Source organism: Paenibacillus sp. FSL R5-0519 (assembly GCF_037974275.1).
GTDB lineage: Bacteria > Bacillota > Bacilli > Paenibacillales > Paenibacillaceae > Paenibacillus.
In genome coordinates this window covers 6,042,813-6,055,919 of the sequence record NZ_CP150234.1, presented here as the reverse complement: position 1 = coordinate 6,055,919, position 13,107 = coordinate 6,042,813, and the positions used below count along the sequence as shown (strand labels likewise).

Sequence of the window (13,107 nt, the reverse complement as noted above, 5' to 3'; positions counted from 1 at the left end):
ACCTGTCCACTGAGCAGGCTGATTATTACTCTTTAGTAGCAGGAGTAAAAGCCGCTTAGCTGGAGCTGTATTTTCTGCTTTTGTAATACCCGGAGCCACTGCGGCTGTCCCTATATTTCACATCCGAAGAAGAATAGCGCTTGTAGGAACGCTTGCCGGAGGAACTGCTGTGACGTTTATATGAGCGTCTGTCCGAAGAACTGTAACGTTTGCGGTGAGATGAAGATTTGGAATCGATAAGTTTGCCGATGATTTTTTTGAACATGAGCTTTCACCCTTTCGACTTCAACTGTTTTAACCATATACGTGGCCAGATCCGAAGGGGTTTCGAGTTTTTCATGGATAATTGTATTCATTGGACAGGAGCTTGGCGTATAATAGGATGTTGCTGTTGCACGACATTTTTTATTTTGCACGTTTAGCGTTACAATAGAGGACAGGATAAGATTTTAACGGACAGGAGTAGTTGTTATGATTACGTTGAAGACCAAAGAGCAGATTGAATATATGAAAAAAGCCGGAGAAATTCTCGCCGCGTGCCATAGAGAAATTGCAAAGATGATTCGTCCGGGCATTACGACACAGGAGATCGACCAGTTTGCAGAGGCTTTTATGAAGAAAAATGGCGCTACGCCGGAACAAAAGGGATACAACGGATACCAATATGCGACATGTGCGTCGGTTAATGATGTGATTTGTCACGGGTTCCCGGGAAAATATGCACTGAAAGACGGCGATATCGTGACCATCGACATGGTGGTTAATCTGAATGGCTGGTTGGCCGATTCGGCCTGGTCTTACGCCGTAGGGGAAGTGACTCCAGAAGCGCAACATCTGCTGGACGTAACCAAGAACTCTCTGTACAAAGGCATTGAACTTGCCGTGGTAGGCAACCGAATTGGAGATATCTCCCATGCCATTCAAGTCTATGCAGAGGGTGAAGGTCTGTCGGTTGTACGCGAGTTTATTGGACACGGCATTGGTGAGAAGATGCATGAGGAACCACAAGTCCCTCACTATGGTCCGCCACATCGGGGTCCACGTCTGAAGGAAGGTATGGTTATTACGATTGAACCGATGTTGAACATTGGTACGTATCGCAGCAAGCTGGATTCGGATGGATGGACTGCACGTACTATGGATGGAAGTCTGTCTGCCCAGTATGAACATACGATTGCGATCACAGCAGACGGTCCTGTGATTTTGACAGCACAATAATAGCTAAAAGCAGCTACAATGTGACGTTATTTGCATATTTCAAGGCGGCCCACGTTTGTGATCCGCCTGTTTCGGTTTAAACTAATAAGAAGTGATAACACAGAGCCAGTGGTGAGGGATCTCAGCTGACAAGGGTTAACCTTGCGTCCACTTGGCAACAAGGAGGTAATTTTGGTGTCTGTAAATAAACAGATCGTACTTGCGTCTCGTCCCGAAGGTGCCCCATCCAGAGAGAATTTCAAATTTATTGATGCACCTCTTCCTGAACCGGAAGCTGGGCAAGTCCTGGTACGTACATTATATTTGTCGGTCGATCCGTACATGCGGGGCCGCATGAAAGATACAAAATCCTATGCTGCACCGTACGCGTTGAATGAAGTGATTAAGGGTGGAGCCATTGGGCAGGTTGTGGAATCTTCGGAACCTAATCTGCGCAAAGGAGATCTCGTATCCGGCATGTGGGGCTGGCAACAATACGCCGTAGTGAATACAACGGATCTGTCGCTGATTGATACCGAAGAGGCACCAATCACGGCATACCTGGGCGCACTGGGCCTGACGGGTCTGACAGCTTATTTTGGTATGGAAGACATCGGCAAGCCGAAGGACGGCGAAACGGTCGTTGTATCGGGAGCAGCCGGAGCGGTAGGCATGATCGCAGGTCAGATCGGTAAAATCGTAGGAGCACGCGTGGTCGGTATTGCAGGCTCTGATGAGAAATGCGTCTATTTGAAAGAAAAACTGGGCTTCGACGTGGTATTGAACTACAAGAAGGAGCCGGATATGTCAGCAGCCATTGAACGGGCTTGCCCGGATGGCGTGGACGTCTACTTCGACAATGTGGGCGGCGACATCTCGGATGCAGTCTTGCGCCACATTAATCGGAATGCACGTATTCCGTTATGCGGTCAGATCTCGTCTTATAATCTGGAGAAACCGGATATCGGGATGCGTCCACAGACGTTGCTCTTAACCAATACAGCATTAATGAAAGGGTTCCTGTTGGGTGACTACACCAAATCCTTCAAGGAAGGCCGCGCCAAGTTGGCGAAATGGATCAAGGAAGGTCATCTCCAGTATGAAGAAAACATTGTGGACGGGTTTGAACAGACGCCGGAAGCATTCATGGGCCTATTCTCTGGAGATAATCTGGGCAAGCAGCTGGTTAAGGTTGCAGATCCGGAATAGATATCGCATGATTTTACATTTAATAAGTAGATGAAGACGAAAAGACACGTTCTGCACACCGATGGTGTATCAGAACGTGTCTTTTTTCTGTAGATCTGTGGGTGGGCTGCTTATGATGACTAGTGTTCGGCAACCAGCACTTCTTTGTAGTGTTTGTACATATATACACGCCAGCGTACAATCATGCCGAAGGCCAATAGGAAGAATAGTCCGCCTGTTTGCGGAATGCTTACATATCGCTGAATGACTTCATGCAGAATTAAGCGTACGGCCAGCAATCCAAGCAGAATGAAAGCAAAGCTGCGGGAGCGCGTGGCGAAAATCTCTTCACCTACTCGTTCAAACCGTGTACTGCGAATGAGGGGATAGGAGAAAAGGAACCAGCCCACCAGGAACGCAATGAATGCCCAGAGTAAAGGAATATGTGTCTCCGGTACAACAAACATAAGAAATCCTGTGCTCATGCCGAGCGGAGGAATAAGGATTTTGCGAATGGTCACCGGTCTGTGACTGGCTTTCATACGGATGAAGATGGCAAGCAGTGCCATGACAAGCATGCCCACGGTTGCTCCGATTTGCAGGTAGTACGGACTGATATTAGCCACGTAGAACTCCCTCTTTCTGGAATGATATATTATCCGTAGATCCGGAACCCAGTACGAATTGCCGGAATTTTCAGTTCCTATTATATCACAAACGCATATAGCCGATAGAAAGCTTAGTGTATCATATACCCGATATGTATTCACAGGGTTTATTTGAAAATTTTGTATTATTGTGCCCGTTGTAAGGCCGTTTATTCGATTAAGGGGAAATCATACGATGATTGGACAACAATGGATGTATACTAAGCTCATCGGTTCACATCATACGGGATGGCTTGCAGGTAATACAGATTGGCTGGTACATGTGGTTAGCCTCATATGTGCAAGTGTACTGATTCTTTTGCTGGTTATCTATAGTTATATTTTATGGTTGAAGTATAACAGCAAACGCAGGGAAAAAGTTAAGACAACACTGAGGCAGAAATTACTTGCAGAAGGTTCATATCTACAGCAATATCTGAACAACGGAGAAATCGGTGTAGATGTATTGAATATGACTGGAGATCAACAGATCGTTTTGCAGCAGTTGTTATTGGAAAGGCTCGCTCAAGGTCCAGTAGAGCAGGAGATTCTGCGAATTCGCCTATTATCCTGGCAAGTCTTCGGAAGTTCATACCGGTCCGTTCTGAAGACGGGAAAGTGGAGTGAACGGGTCAACACGTTGTTATATATTGAACAGTTTCATATGGTGGAGCTTCTGCCGAGGTTAGAGGATATGCTCCGTGTTACCTCCTGCACACCGCTTGAACGTTTCATCATTTTGCGCATATATGCCAGAACCGGTTATTTCCGAATTGTGAAGGAATTGATGCGTGAGCAATGTGTATGGTCCAATTCGCAGGTTCTGCAGATTCTGCTGCTGCTTACCGATTCGTCCTGGACTCGTCTGAAGGATCATTTCAAGAATGTACCTTATCAGGTCCAGTCCAATATCGTCCATGCCATTCGTATTCGGGATGACCAGACGGAGAGTGCTTTTATTTTGCTGGAGAAGCTCATTCTTGAAGAGGATGCACTGCTGCGTACCCATGCTTATCAGGCATTGGCTCAAGTGGGCAGATGCCGTGAAGATATGCTGAAGGGTCTATTGCTGGTATGGAACGAAGCTGGCGAGGAAAGACAACGTTCTGAAAGACTAACAGTGACCCGGCTTATGGGCGATATTCATGCGGATGCTTTTATTCCTCGCCTGAAGGTGATGATGGGTGATCCTTCTTTTCAGATCAGACAGGAGGCGGCGAATTCCCTCGCCCGTTACGACCAGGGACTTGAAGAACTCCGGGATACAGCTGTAAACCATCCGGATAGGTATGCAAGGCAGATAGCGGAAGAAACGCTGGAAAGGATGCAGTATGGACGAAAGATGGATTGAGATGCTGCAGAGTTTTGTTTTGGCATGTTACGAGGGGATATTTGTCTATCTGGTGCTAGCGATTGTGATGTGCAGTGTTCTGGTAGTTGCTGCCGCTCGCACAATGATCCTGAGAAGGGATCTGGACCCGCTGCAATATCATGAGATGTTGGACGAAGAATTGGCTCCGGCGGTATCTCTGCTTGTTCCGATGCGTAATAGCGAGAATACGATCGTGCAGCGAATTAACGGTCTATTGGAGATTCAATATGCACGCTATGAAGTTATTATCATTAATGACGGATCAGAGGATGGAACAATGCCGCGGTTAATGGAAACCTATGATCTGATGCCCATTCGGAGTAAAGTTCATTACTCGGGACTCGGTCAGGAGACGGCTCAGATTAAAGGTGTCTACCAATCCAGGCTGCATCATCGTCTGATTGTGATCGACAAGGCGTATGGAGGACGAATGGACTCCTTGAATGCAGGTCTGAATATCTCGCAATATCCTTATATCGCCACTGTTGGACCCCGGACATTTCTGGAACGGGATGCACTGGTGAAGATCATGAAACCCGTTATGGATGCTCTACCAGGAGAAGAGGTCGTTGCTTGTAGTGGACGAGTAGATCTTATGGTTCCTAGAAATACGGCTCATGCGGAATTGACAGATAATAGCACAACACCGACGGGCAGTACGTTGTATGTGATGCAAAGCATTGAATACGTGCGTGCTTTTTTAATTGGCGGTGTGGGACTCGTTCGTTACAATATTAATGTGCTTTTATTTACGGCTCAAGTATTCGGTGTATTCAAAAAGAACCGGGTGATGGAAGTCGGTGGTTATAGGCGCGGTGATCAGGCCGCTCACATGGAACTTGTGATGCGGTTGCAAAAACATATGAAGCGAATTCGTGAACGGGGTCGTATTATATACATTCCCGATCCGATCTGCAGGGTAGAAGTACCGGGTACATGGCGTCAGCTGTGCAGACAGCGAACCCGCTGGTATATGCAGCTTGCGAGCAGTCTATGGGCCCAGCGGAGCATGATTTTGAATCCAGCCTATGGCTGGATGGGGATGGTATCCATCCCGTATTTTATTCTGATCGAATTGCTGGGACCTGTGATGGAACTGGGAGCGTTATTGCTGTTCATCTCAGGCATAGGACTTCAGTTGGTAGATATCAACCTGTGCATCATTATTGCTCTACTGCTGATGCTCTACGGTTCACTGTTTTCCGCAGGTATGGTCATGTTCGAAATATGGTGTTCACGCAAAGCGTAGACGTCCAGAGAGGTGACGCGTCTGCTAGTATACGCTTGTTCGGAGACGTTCTGGTTCAGACCGCTGAACAATATATTTCGTATGATTGGCATCGTGCATGCTATGGGATTGAGGAAGGCAGAGGAGAAGGAGATCAGGAATGGATTGGGGTAATCTAACGGTAACTTGGGCCATACCTTGGAACAAAGCAAGGAGGAAGATGCTTCATGAAAAAAAGTTACAGGCCAGCCACGATGTGGACGCTGGCTTGTTTTACAGTGGTATCGGTGGTGCTGGTTGTCCCCTGGATTATGTGGCAATCTCAGGCCCCTGTCCCGCTGAACATCATGATTATTGACAAAAGCAGACCAGACTCGTCCTATCAGGGGCATAAGGGATTAGTCTGGCTTCTGAATCAGCAGAAGATTGTACAGCACACAGGGGAATACTACTCATACGAAGAGGATTATTACGGCTATGATATTCAGAACGGGCTTCCCCGGATGAAGCAACTGCTGCCAGATGAGGTCACTGATACGGATCTGATCTATCTGACGGCGAACCGGAGTAGTCTGTCTGCACAGAAGAAGGGACGGAAACAAGACGGAATCTATGAAGGACTAACGATATATGATACGCAGAAGATTCGCGAGGCTGCGTATAAAGGGGTAACGATTGTTGCCGAATACAGTGCAATGGCGAATACGGCTTCGAAGATGACGAGAGAGCAGCTGTATCCTATCTTGGGGGTGAACAGCAGTGGATGGCAAGGGAAATCGGTATCTAATCTGCAAAGCAAGGAAGAAGTACCTCGGTGGGTTCGTACGAACTATGAACAGCGGGAGCACAAAAAATGGCCTTATCACGGGGCAGGTATTCTGCTGGTGCATATGGATGGGCAAGTCATAGTGCTGGAGAAAGGCCCGGATGTAAAGACAGGGAATGTACAGATTGCCTTCACACAGGAAGGCAGGGATTGGTGCGGTATAACCCAGGATATTCATTACAGTGGCTGGTTTGATATCATTCTGCCGCAACAGCAAAATTCCATATTAGCCTGGTATAAGACGGATGTGACGGAGACAGGCGAGCAGAAGTTGGGGAATGCAGGAATACCTGCGGAATTTGCTGCAATTGTCCGCTATGACGACTATAATCGGTCGTATTATATGGCAGGGTCATTCGGAGAGATGAAGCATTATTCCTTCTGGCGCCGAATTCGGGGATGGGAGGTCGTCCGGTCCAAGCTTACGCCAGATCAGAAAGATATTCCTGACATGTTCTACTGGAAGGTGTATGTGCCCGTGATGAAGCATATTTTAGAGGAAGTGCAGGATGGACGGCAGCAATGGCAATAGGATGGTTGTAAAGAAAAACGTTCGGATGGGGAACAGACGGCGAAAGGCCGTTCTACCCGACTGAGGAACGGGAGATGTACATATTAGAGAAAGTGCGTATATGTAAGGCGTAAAAGTGTAGTTAGGGCGAGATGTAGATCAGGCAGAATCTTGATTGCTATGTCCGATGCGATTGGTTAGTTTGAGTACGGTTGGGACCCTTATCACCATGAAGAAGGGGAGTCGTAACAGGATTGATAAGAAGAATCATCCCACTGCAGGCGGCGTGAGCTATAGCAGAAATGGATTAAAAAAGTGGTACCACTGTGTGCATTGTGATCAGAGTAAGCTACGTATCTGGATTTGTACCAGCATAATCAATGCGAATTTCATTGCAACACATCGCGCTCGCCGCGTATGTAGAGTCCATAACACAAAGTGTGTCTCGACGTATGCCGATGTTGCATTATGATCAGCAGTACCTTACGAATACGTAGCACATTCCTAACGAACCCAGCACATCTTATTCGGCCCAATTTGGTACGTTGGTAAATGTAACGAATCACAGACACGTTAAATGGCTGAATATGCTCAATTTTTCTGTCCAACTACCAGTTTTCTGCAAAATAAGACGTGTGGAGTTCGTTAGTTTTTGTTAATTACTCTAATCGTCGTTATAGAGTGTCCTCAGTTCGTTAGATTTCAGTTACAGGGCTAGTCAGAGGCACCAATCAAGGTATCTCGCAACCGCAACGCTCTTTTTCTTTGGTATCAACAGAAATGGTAAATAACGCAATGCGATGAAAGTCGAGTCAAAGTGGGTGTTCCTGTGTTGAAAGTACTTAGCGTAATTGGCGTAACTATAACATTATGATTGTCGAATTCTATGGGGGATACCCGTAGTACACGGCAATGCAAAAAGGACTGCAGCGGATCTGCAGTCCTTTTTCATGATAAAATGCTTGCCTTGTTAGTCCTGATGAAGATGCCGGAGTCCGTGGAGGAAGGCGGATACGGTCAGACGCAGGCTTTCGTCCGGGTCAAAATTCATGCCGAAGCCGCCTTGTGCCTCAATGGAGGCAAATCCATGGCAGAGGCTGCGCAAACCACGAACGGCGTGCAATGCTTCCGCTTCGGTTAGCGGGTAGGGCTGCAAGCTGTGCAGCAGCAGCTCCAGTGTGGCTGTGCTGGCCGCGGCGAGCTGTGGCTCCTCGCGGTCCGGAGCATGAAATGAAGCTTCGTAGAGCCCGGGATGCTCGCGAACGAAGCCAATATATGCCGCAGCGATGGCCTGGATGGCATCGTCGCCTGTGCGGTCAGCCGTAGCCGTGGTTAATGCTTGGCTGAGCTGTTGTACAGACATCAGCGCCATTTCCTGGCGAAGCCCGGGAAGTCCGCTGATGTGGTTGTAGAGCGACGGCGAGCGCACATCCAAACGCTGGGCGAGTGCGGCCAGTGTCAGCGCCTGGAAGCCGTCGCTGTCAGCAAGCTGGGCGGCGGCGCTGAGCAGAGCGCCGCGATCCAGCCCTTGCCGGGGGCTCATAATTGCCCCCCGGCAAGGCCGAACCGCTGCTGAGCATCAGCGGTTGCCGCGCGCATGGCGGCCGCGGGCTGGCGCAGCATCCGTCCGTGGCCTACAGCCAGTACGGACGGTTCCAGCTCCGCCAGGCGCTTCGCGCTGGCCAGAGCCGCTTCGCGGTTCCACGTCGCCAGCGCGGGGAACGGGAAGAGCGGGCGCATGCGGCCGGATACGGCAAGGCCGCCTTGCAGCTGGTACGCGTCGCCAGCAATAAGCACACGGCTGCGCGTATCCATGAAGGACATATGCCCCGGCGTATGTCCTGGTGAGGCAATGGCCGCCAGCGAACCAATCTGGTCACCATCATCCAGCAAGTGGTCTGGCTGGGTGCGTACTGCTTTGGGCTTGGGCACGCCGCCGCGTACCGGGGTTTGAGACTCACCGGGAAGAAGGGAAGTATCTCCCTCCAATAGCCGGGCATCCCGCCTGGAGATGTAGACCTCGGCTTGGGGTAGTGCTTCTTTGAGAAGATCCAATGCACCAATATGATCGCTATGAGCATGAGTCAGAATGATCCTGGTAATGGGCTTACCAATGGACTGGGCAGTTGCCAAGATGCCCTTAAGACTGAATGGTATTCCGGCATCAATCAGGGTTAATCCATCTTCTTCTTCAACCAGGTATACGTTCACAGGGAAGAGTCTCGGAAAAAAGGTAATCTGAACGACATCAAATTCTCGGGTAATGCGCATCGAGGAATCCTCCTTAAAACTAATGATATTAGTATAATAACTAATGACATTAGTTTTGGCAATAGCCGGAGTTTACTTTGTTCAATAAAATATTTTTTAAAATAATGAGCCACTTTACAAAAAAAGCGTTTTCAAAATGAAGATTACCGATTATAATAATCACGTAAGCCCTTTCATATGTCTATCTTATTGGAGCCCTTCGCCTAGCGAAAGGCTCACTTTTTTTGTTCTTTTTGGATTAAAACGCAGATGAGAACTTGATCCTAGCTTAATGGTGTGAATGAGCTGTAAGTATTGGTATAACAGGAAAAATCATATGTGATCCCCATCCTGGGTGAAAGTTGACAAACATAACTGTTATTCATATAATGACAGTTATACTTACCTTGGGTGAAGTTCATCGGTGTTGTAAGCCGGGAAGGGAGTAAGTAATGAACAGCGAATTTACCATAGCGGTGCATTGTCTTGTTTTTCTGTCGATGAGAGATGAGTGTATGGCCAATAGTGAAGATTTGTCCCAGAGTGTGGGTACACACCCGGCCAGAGTCCGTAAGGTACTAAGTGTTCTGCGCAAGCATGGTTACCTGACGACCAAGGAAGGTGCTCATGGTGGGTACTTGCTTAGCCGTGCAAGTGAAGAGATTAAGCTTGGCGAATTGTACAGACTGGTAGCCGGCGGTTCACTCGGTCCAAGCTGGTGTTCAGGAGAGTCCGGTTCATCGTGCGTGGTATCTTCCAATATGCAGGATGTGATGGGGAACATATATAACGGGGGCGAAGAGGCGCTAAGCGCTTATTTTGACCGTATATCCATTCAGGACGTAAAAGAACGTATAGGTCGTGGCGATGCATGTGACTTATCACTAGACGGATTGTCTGTAAAAGAGAAGTCCTGACAGATTCCATAATCAAAGGTCTTTCGAGATATGGCATTGGTTTAGTCAGGCATGGTGGTAAGATTCATGTGGTCGACTGGTTATGGTATGGGCTTATGCTCCGGTGAAAGAGCCATCGATGGTTTTAAAGCGATTCCGGGCATAACGTGAACACAGATGAGGAGAGATCGTCTGCGCTGATGTTATTTTCGGAAGGCAAATACTCGGTAGAGTAGACTTCAAGATCCTTTGCGAAAGTAGAAGAAAAACACAAAAAAATAGATTCTGGGGAGTGGAACACATGTCAGGCATTGAAAAAAATGAAACACTTCGCGTCATTAGCGAACGCCATGCTGTCAAAAAGTACGAAAAAGGGTTTGTATTGCCTGAAGCTGATCTTAATGCAATTTTGACAGCAGCTGCGGAAGCACCATCTTCATGGAACCTGCAACACTGGAGATTCCTCGTCATTGAATCCGAAGCAGACAAAGCGAAATTGCTGCCAGTTGCTTACGGTCAAAGTCAAATCGTGGAAAGCTCAGTTACCATTGCTGTTCTCGGAGATTTGGAAGCGAACCGTAACACCGTAATCTACGATCAAGCTGTTGAAGCAGGCGCACTGACTGCTGAGGTTCGTGACGCATTGGTTGGACAGATCAACGGTGCTTACCAAAGCCCGCAAATCGCTCGCGATGAAGCGATCCGCAATGCATCCTTTGCTTCCCAAAATATTATGCTTGCTGCACGCTCCCTGGGTTACGATACTTGTCCAATCGGTGGATATAATCCACAAAAACTGATCGAGACCTTCAACATTCCTGCACGTTTTGTGCCAACGTTGCTGATCACTGTAGGTAAAGCAGCGCAGCCAGCTCGCCCGTCAGGACGTTTACCGTTGTCTGAGGTTGTTGTTAAAGGTTCTTTCTAAGTTAGAACTTTCTAAGTTATAAAGCTACAATCTGATGATCGCATCAGTGATATAGGTATAATACAAACAGCCGCGCTTTCCTCCTGAGGGAAGGTGCGGCTGTTTGGCATATGGAGGGTTGTGGGATGGATGCCACTCACCGGAGCTCCAATCGTGCGGATGGATTCACTACTCAAGTGAATTCGTGGTTTCCACCATGAAATGATTACTTTTCCGGTATTTCCGGGATTTGCGGTGCATGGAACGATTCCATGTATTCAATTGCGTTATACATCATCACTGCTGCTTCGGCACGAGTAATCGTTTGTTTCGGTTTGAAGTTGCCGTCGGCATCCAGTTCATTAATTTTGAGAACGAGTGAACGCTGAATGGCGCCTTGATACGCAGGGGTAAGTTCCTTTTCATCGGTAATGTCCACAGGTTTGATATTAATCATCGGCAGACCGCCTTTGGCCTCGATGCCTTGCATCAGGAACAGGGTGAATTGTTCACGAGTGAGTGGTTTGGACGGATCGATATCCTGTGACATCTGAATGCCATTATATTGGGCGCGGATAAATGCGTCACTATACCACACGCCATCTTTTACAGCAGAGAAGTAGTCACTTGGTACCGGCATTTTGATAAACCGAATCGTATCCAGATTCAGATTCAGTCCGTCCGCAATCAGTTGAATGCCCTGGGCGTTATTTAACTCCAGTTCAGGTTTGAACAAGCTGTCGCTCACACCTTTGATGAATCCATCCTGATGGAGAGATTCGATTTTGTCTGCTCCTGTGATACCTTGAATATCCGTGAATTGGGCCTGCGCAGCGTTGATCGGGCCTGCACTTAGAGACAGCGTGAGCAGAGCTCCCGCAGTTAATGTAGCCAGTATATTTTTTTTCATAATAGGTTCGCCTCACTTTTCCAGGGATGATCCCTTTATATAAAAGTTATTTGCCCCTATAGACGACCCTACTGTTCAAAAGGTTGCTGAAATTTTCCAATGGAGTAGATAAGCATTCCGAAAGATTTTAGTTGAAAGCACTTGTGAGGCATACGGCATCTATCCTTTTGATTTATTTCGATAATCCGTGGGTGAACGTCCCATCATTTTGCTGAACAGACGGGAGAAGTAGTAAGGGTCCTTGAATCCAAGCTCGGAACTGATCTGCTTCACGGTCCAATCGGTAAAATCCAGATAGCGGCAGGAATGCTGGATCTTGAGCCGCAGGAAATAATCAATGGGTGAATGCCCGGTCGCTTGCTTGAACAACTGTGAGTAATGAGGGACAGACAGCCGGGCATGTGCCGCCAGTTCCTTGAGGGTGATTCCGTTCTCCAGGTGCTCCAGCATGTATTGAACGGATTGTTCTGCCGCACGTTTGCTGCTCACAATCCCACCATCTGTTCCTGTCGTCTCCGGTCCATAAGCGAGCATACCAAGCATATAACCGATAATCTGGGAGGCATATGTCATCGTCTGCATGGAGTAACCCGTCTCTAGCGCGCCGTAACATTCATGGAACAACTCGAGCCATTTTTGGGCCTTGGCCGGTGGCATCGTAGAAATATGATGGGTTAGCAATGGTTCTATGTAGGTTAAAGCGTGTTCCCCGCGCAGATGAATCCAGAAGATACTCCATGGTTCAGCTACGTTGGCACCGTACACATGAGGAATATGTGCAGGCAATATGACAAGGTTTCCCGGACGGACATCATATGTCTTGCTGCCCTCCATCGTATACCAGCCTGTGCCTTGGGCACAGTACATCAGAATGTGTGATTCACAACCATCGGGACGGTCACGGTAATGATGTTCCGCTTCGTGAAAGTAACCGATATCGGTAACGTATAATCCGGACGTGGCCGGATAAGCTGCGGTTTCTTGCAGAAGTGAGTCTGGAAGCACCATGAGTTTTTGCATACGAAATCCGTCAGATTTACGCCGTAGGGGTGGTCTGTTGTTAGGTCTCATACTTTGTATTATGGTGAGCGGGGGTAAGGGAGTCAATGACAGATATAAGAGCGCTGAGCGGAGTTATTCTGAATATAGAAAGCCACGTTACATGAAGTGAAGCA

Annotated in this window: 13 protein-coding genes; 7 read left to right on the top strand and 6 right to left on the bottom strand. The window is 47.9% G+C overall.

All coding sequences use genetic code 11. From position 1 onward, the window contains the following. Window positions 1–55: 55 nt before the first annotated feature. Window positions 56–265, bottom strand: coding sequence for a hypothetical protein (locus MKY73_RS27135; RefSeq protein ID WP_017690946.1), 210 nt, complete (start codon window positions 263–265; stop codon window positions 56–58). A gap of 206 nt (window positions 266–471) precedes the next feature. On the opposite strand from MKY73_RS27135, the gene map reads away from it, so the two are divergent. After that, window positions 472–1,218, top strand: coding sequence for a type I methionyl aminopeptidase (gene map, locus MKY73_RS27130; protein ID WP_339304469.1), 747 nt, complete (start codon window positions 472–474; stop codon window positions 1,216–1,218). A gap of 174 nt (window positions 1,219–1,392) precedes the next feature. Further along, window positions 1,393–2,406: an NADP-dependent oxidoreductase gene (locus tag MKY73_RS27125; RefSeq protein ID WP_339304467.1), complete on the top strand. Its 1,014-nt coding sequence runs from the start codon at window positions 1,393–1,395 to the stop codon at window positions 2,404–2,406. A gap of 119 nt (window positions 2,407–2,525) precedes the next feature. Here the strand turns inward: MKY73_RS27125 and MKY73_RS27120 are convergent, their stop codons facing one another. After that, a complete protein-coding gene (locus MKY73_RS27120; protein WP_339304465.1) occupies window positions 2,526–3,011 on the bottom strand; it encodes a cytochrome c biogenesis protein CcdC in 486 nt (161 codons plus the stop codon). A 217-nt stretch (window positions 3,012–3,228) separates the two neighbouring features. Here MKY73_RS27120 and MKY73_RS27115 point away from each other — a divergent pair, with 217 nt between their 5' ends. From MKY73_RS27115 to MKY73_RS27105, 3 genes are all read left to right on the top strand, one after another. Next, a complete protein-coding gene (locus MKY73_RS27115) occupies window positions 3,229–4,383 on the top strand; it encodes a HEAT repeat domain-containing protein (RefSeq protein ID WP_339304463.1) in 1,155 nt (384 codons plus the stop codon). Further along, window positions 4,364–5,653, top strand: a complete 1,290-nt coding sequence (locus MKY73_RS27110; RefSeq protein ID WP_339304461.1) for a glycosyltransferase family 2 protein — start codon at window positions 4,364–4,366, stop codon at window positions 5,651–5,653. Before MKY73_RS27115 ends, MKY73_RS27110 begins: the two co-directional genes overlap by 20 nt. Window positions 5,654–5,859: 206 nt before the next feature. Beyond that, entirely contained in the window at window positions 5,860–6,990 is a 1,131-nt protein-coding gene (locus tag MKY73_RS27105; RefSeq protein ID WP_339304459.1) for a hypothetical protein, read from the top strand. Between the two features lie 949 nt (window positions 6,991–7,939). Here the strand turns inward: MKY73_RS27105 and MKY73_RS27100 are convergent. Both MKY73_RS27100 and MKY73_RS27095 read right to left on the bottom strand, forming a co-directional pair. After that, the gene (locus tag MKY73_RS27100; RefSeq protein ID WP_339304457.1) at window positions 7,940–8,512 is read right to left on the bottom strand and encodes a TetR-like C-terminal domain-containing protein; all 573 of its coding nucleotides are present in this window, start codon (window positions 8,510–8,512) and stop codon (window positions 7,940–7,942) included. Then, window positions 8,509–9,240, bottom strand: coding sequence for an MBL fold metallo-hydrolase (locus tag MKY73_RS27095; RefSeq protein WP_339304454.1), 732 nt, complete (start codon window positions 9,238–9,240; stop codon window positions 8,509–8,511). Before MKY73_RS27095 ends, MKY73_RS27100 begins: the two co-directional genes overlap by 4 nt. 431 nt (window positions 9,241–9,671) lie before the next feature. Here MKY73_RS27095 and MKY73_RS27090 point away from each other — a divergent pair, with 431 nt between their 5' ends. Beyond that, a complete protein-coding gene (locus MKY73_RS27090; protein WP_339239288.1) occupies window positions 9,672–10,136 on the top strand; it encodes an Rrf2 family transcriptional regulator in 465 nt (154 codons plus the stop codon). Between the two features lie 280 nt (window positions 10,137–10,416). Then, window positions 10,417–11,043, top strand: a complete 627-nt coding sequence (locus MKY73_RS27085; protein WP_339239289.1) for a nitroreductase family protein — start codon at window positions 10,417–10,419, stop codon at window positions 11,041–11,043. 205 nt (window positions 11,044–11,248) lie between these two features. Here the strand turns inward: MKY73_RS27085 and MKY73_RS27080 are convergent, their stop codons facing one another. Continuing rightward, the gene (locus MKY73_RS27080) at window positions 11,249–11,932 is read right to left on the bottom strand and encodes an S-layer homology domain-containing protein (protein ID WP_339239290.1); all 684 of its coding nucleotides are present in this window, start codon (window positions 11,930–11,932) and stop codon (window positions 11,249–11,251) included. Between the two features lie 159 nt (window positions 11,933–12,091). Continuing rightward, window positions 12,092–12,952 carry an AraC family transcriptional regulator gene (locus MKY73_RS27075; RefSeq protein ID WP_339304452.1) on the bottom strand — a complete coding sequence of 287 codons (861 nt, stop codon included), beginning with the start codon at window positions 12,950–12,952 and terminating at the stop codon, window positions 12,092–12,094. Between the last annotated feature and the right edge of the window lie 155 nt (window positions 12,953–13,107).

Bases quoted from the DNA above. Each gene is read 5' to 3' on its own strand.
- MKY73_RS27135 (WP_017690946.1), bottom strand. From the start codon at position 265: ATGTTCAAAAAAATCATCGGCAAACTTATCGATTCCAAATCTTCATCT.
- map (WP_339304469.1), top strand. From the start codon at position 472: ATGATTACGTTGAAGACCAAAGAGCAGATTGAATATATGAAAAAAGCC.
- MKY73_RS27115 (WP_339304463.1), top strand. From the start codon at position 3,229: ATGATTGGACAACAATGGATGTATACTAAGCTCATCGGTTCACATCAT.
- MKY73_RS27110 (WP_339304461.1), top strand. From the start codon at position 4,364: ATGGACGAAAGATGGATTGAGATGCTGCAGAGTTTTGTTTTGGCATGT.
- MKY73_RS27105 (WP_339304459.1), top strand. From the start codon at position 5,860: ATGAAAAAAAGTTACAGGCCAGCCACGATGTGGACGCTGGCTTGTTTT.
- MKY73_RS27100 (WP_339304457.1), bottom strand. From the start codon at position 8,512: ATGAGCCCCCGGCAAGGGCTGGATCGCGGCGCTCTGCTCAGCGCCGCC.
- MKY73_RS27095 (WP_339304454.1), bottom strand. From the start codon at position 9,240: ATGCGCATTACCCGAGAATTTGATGTCGTTCAGATTACCTTTTTTCCG.
- MKY73_RS27090 (WP_339239288.1), top strand. From the start codon at position 9,672: ATGAACAGCGAATTTACCATAGCGGTGCATTGTCTTGTTTTTCTGTCG.
- MKY73_RS27085 (WP_339239289.1), top strand. From the start codon at position 10,417: ATGTCAGGCATTGAAAAAAATGAAACACTTCGCGTCATTAGCGAACGC.
- MKY73_RS27080 (WP_339239290.1), bottom strand. From the start codon at position 11,932: ATGAAAAAAAATATACTGGCTACATTAACTGCGGGAGCTCTGCTCACG.
- MKY73_RS27075 (WP_339304452.1), bottom strand. From the start codon at position 12,952: ATGCAAAAACTCATGGTGCTTCCAGACTCACTTCTGCAAGAAACCGCA.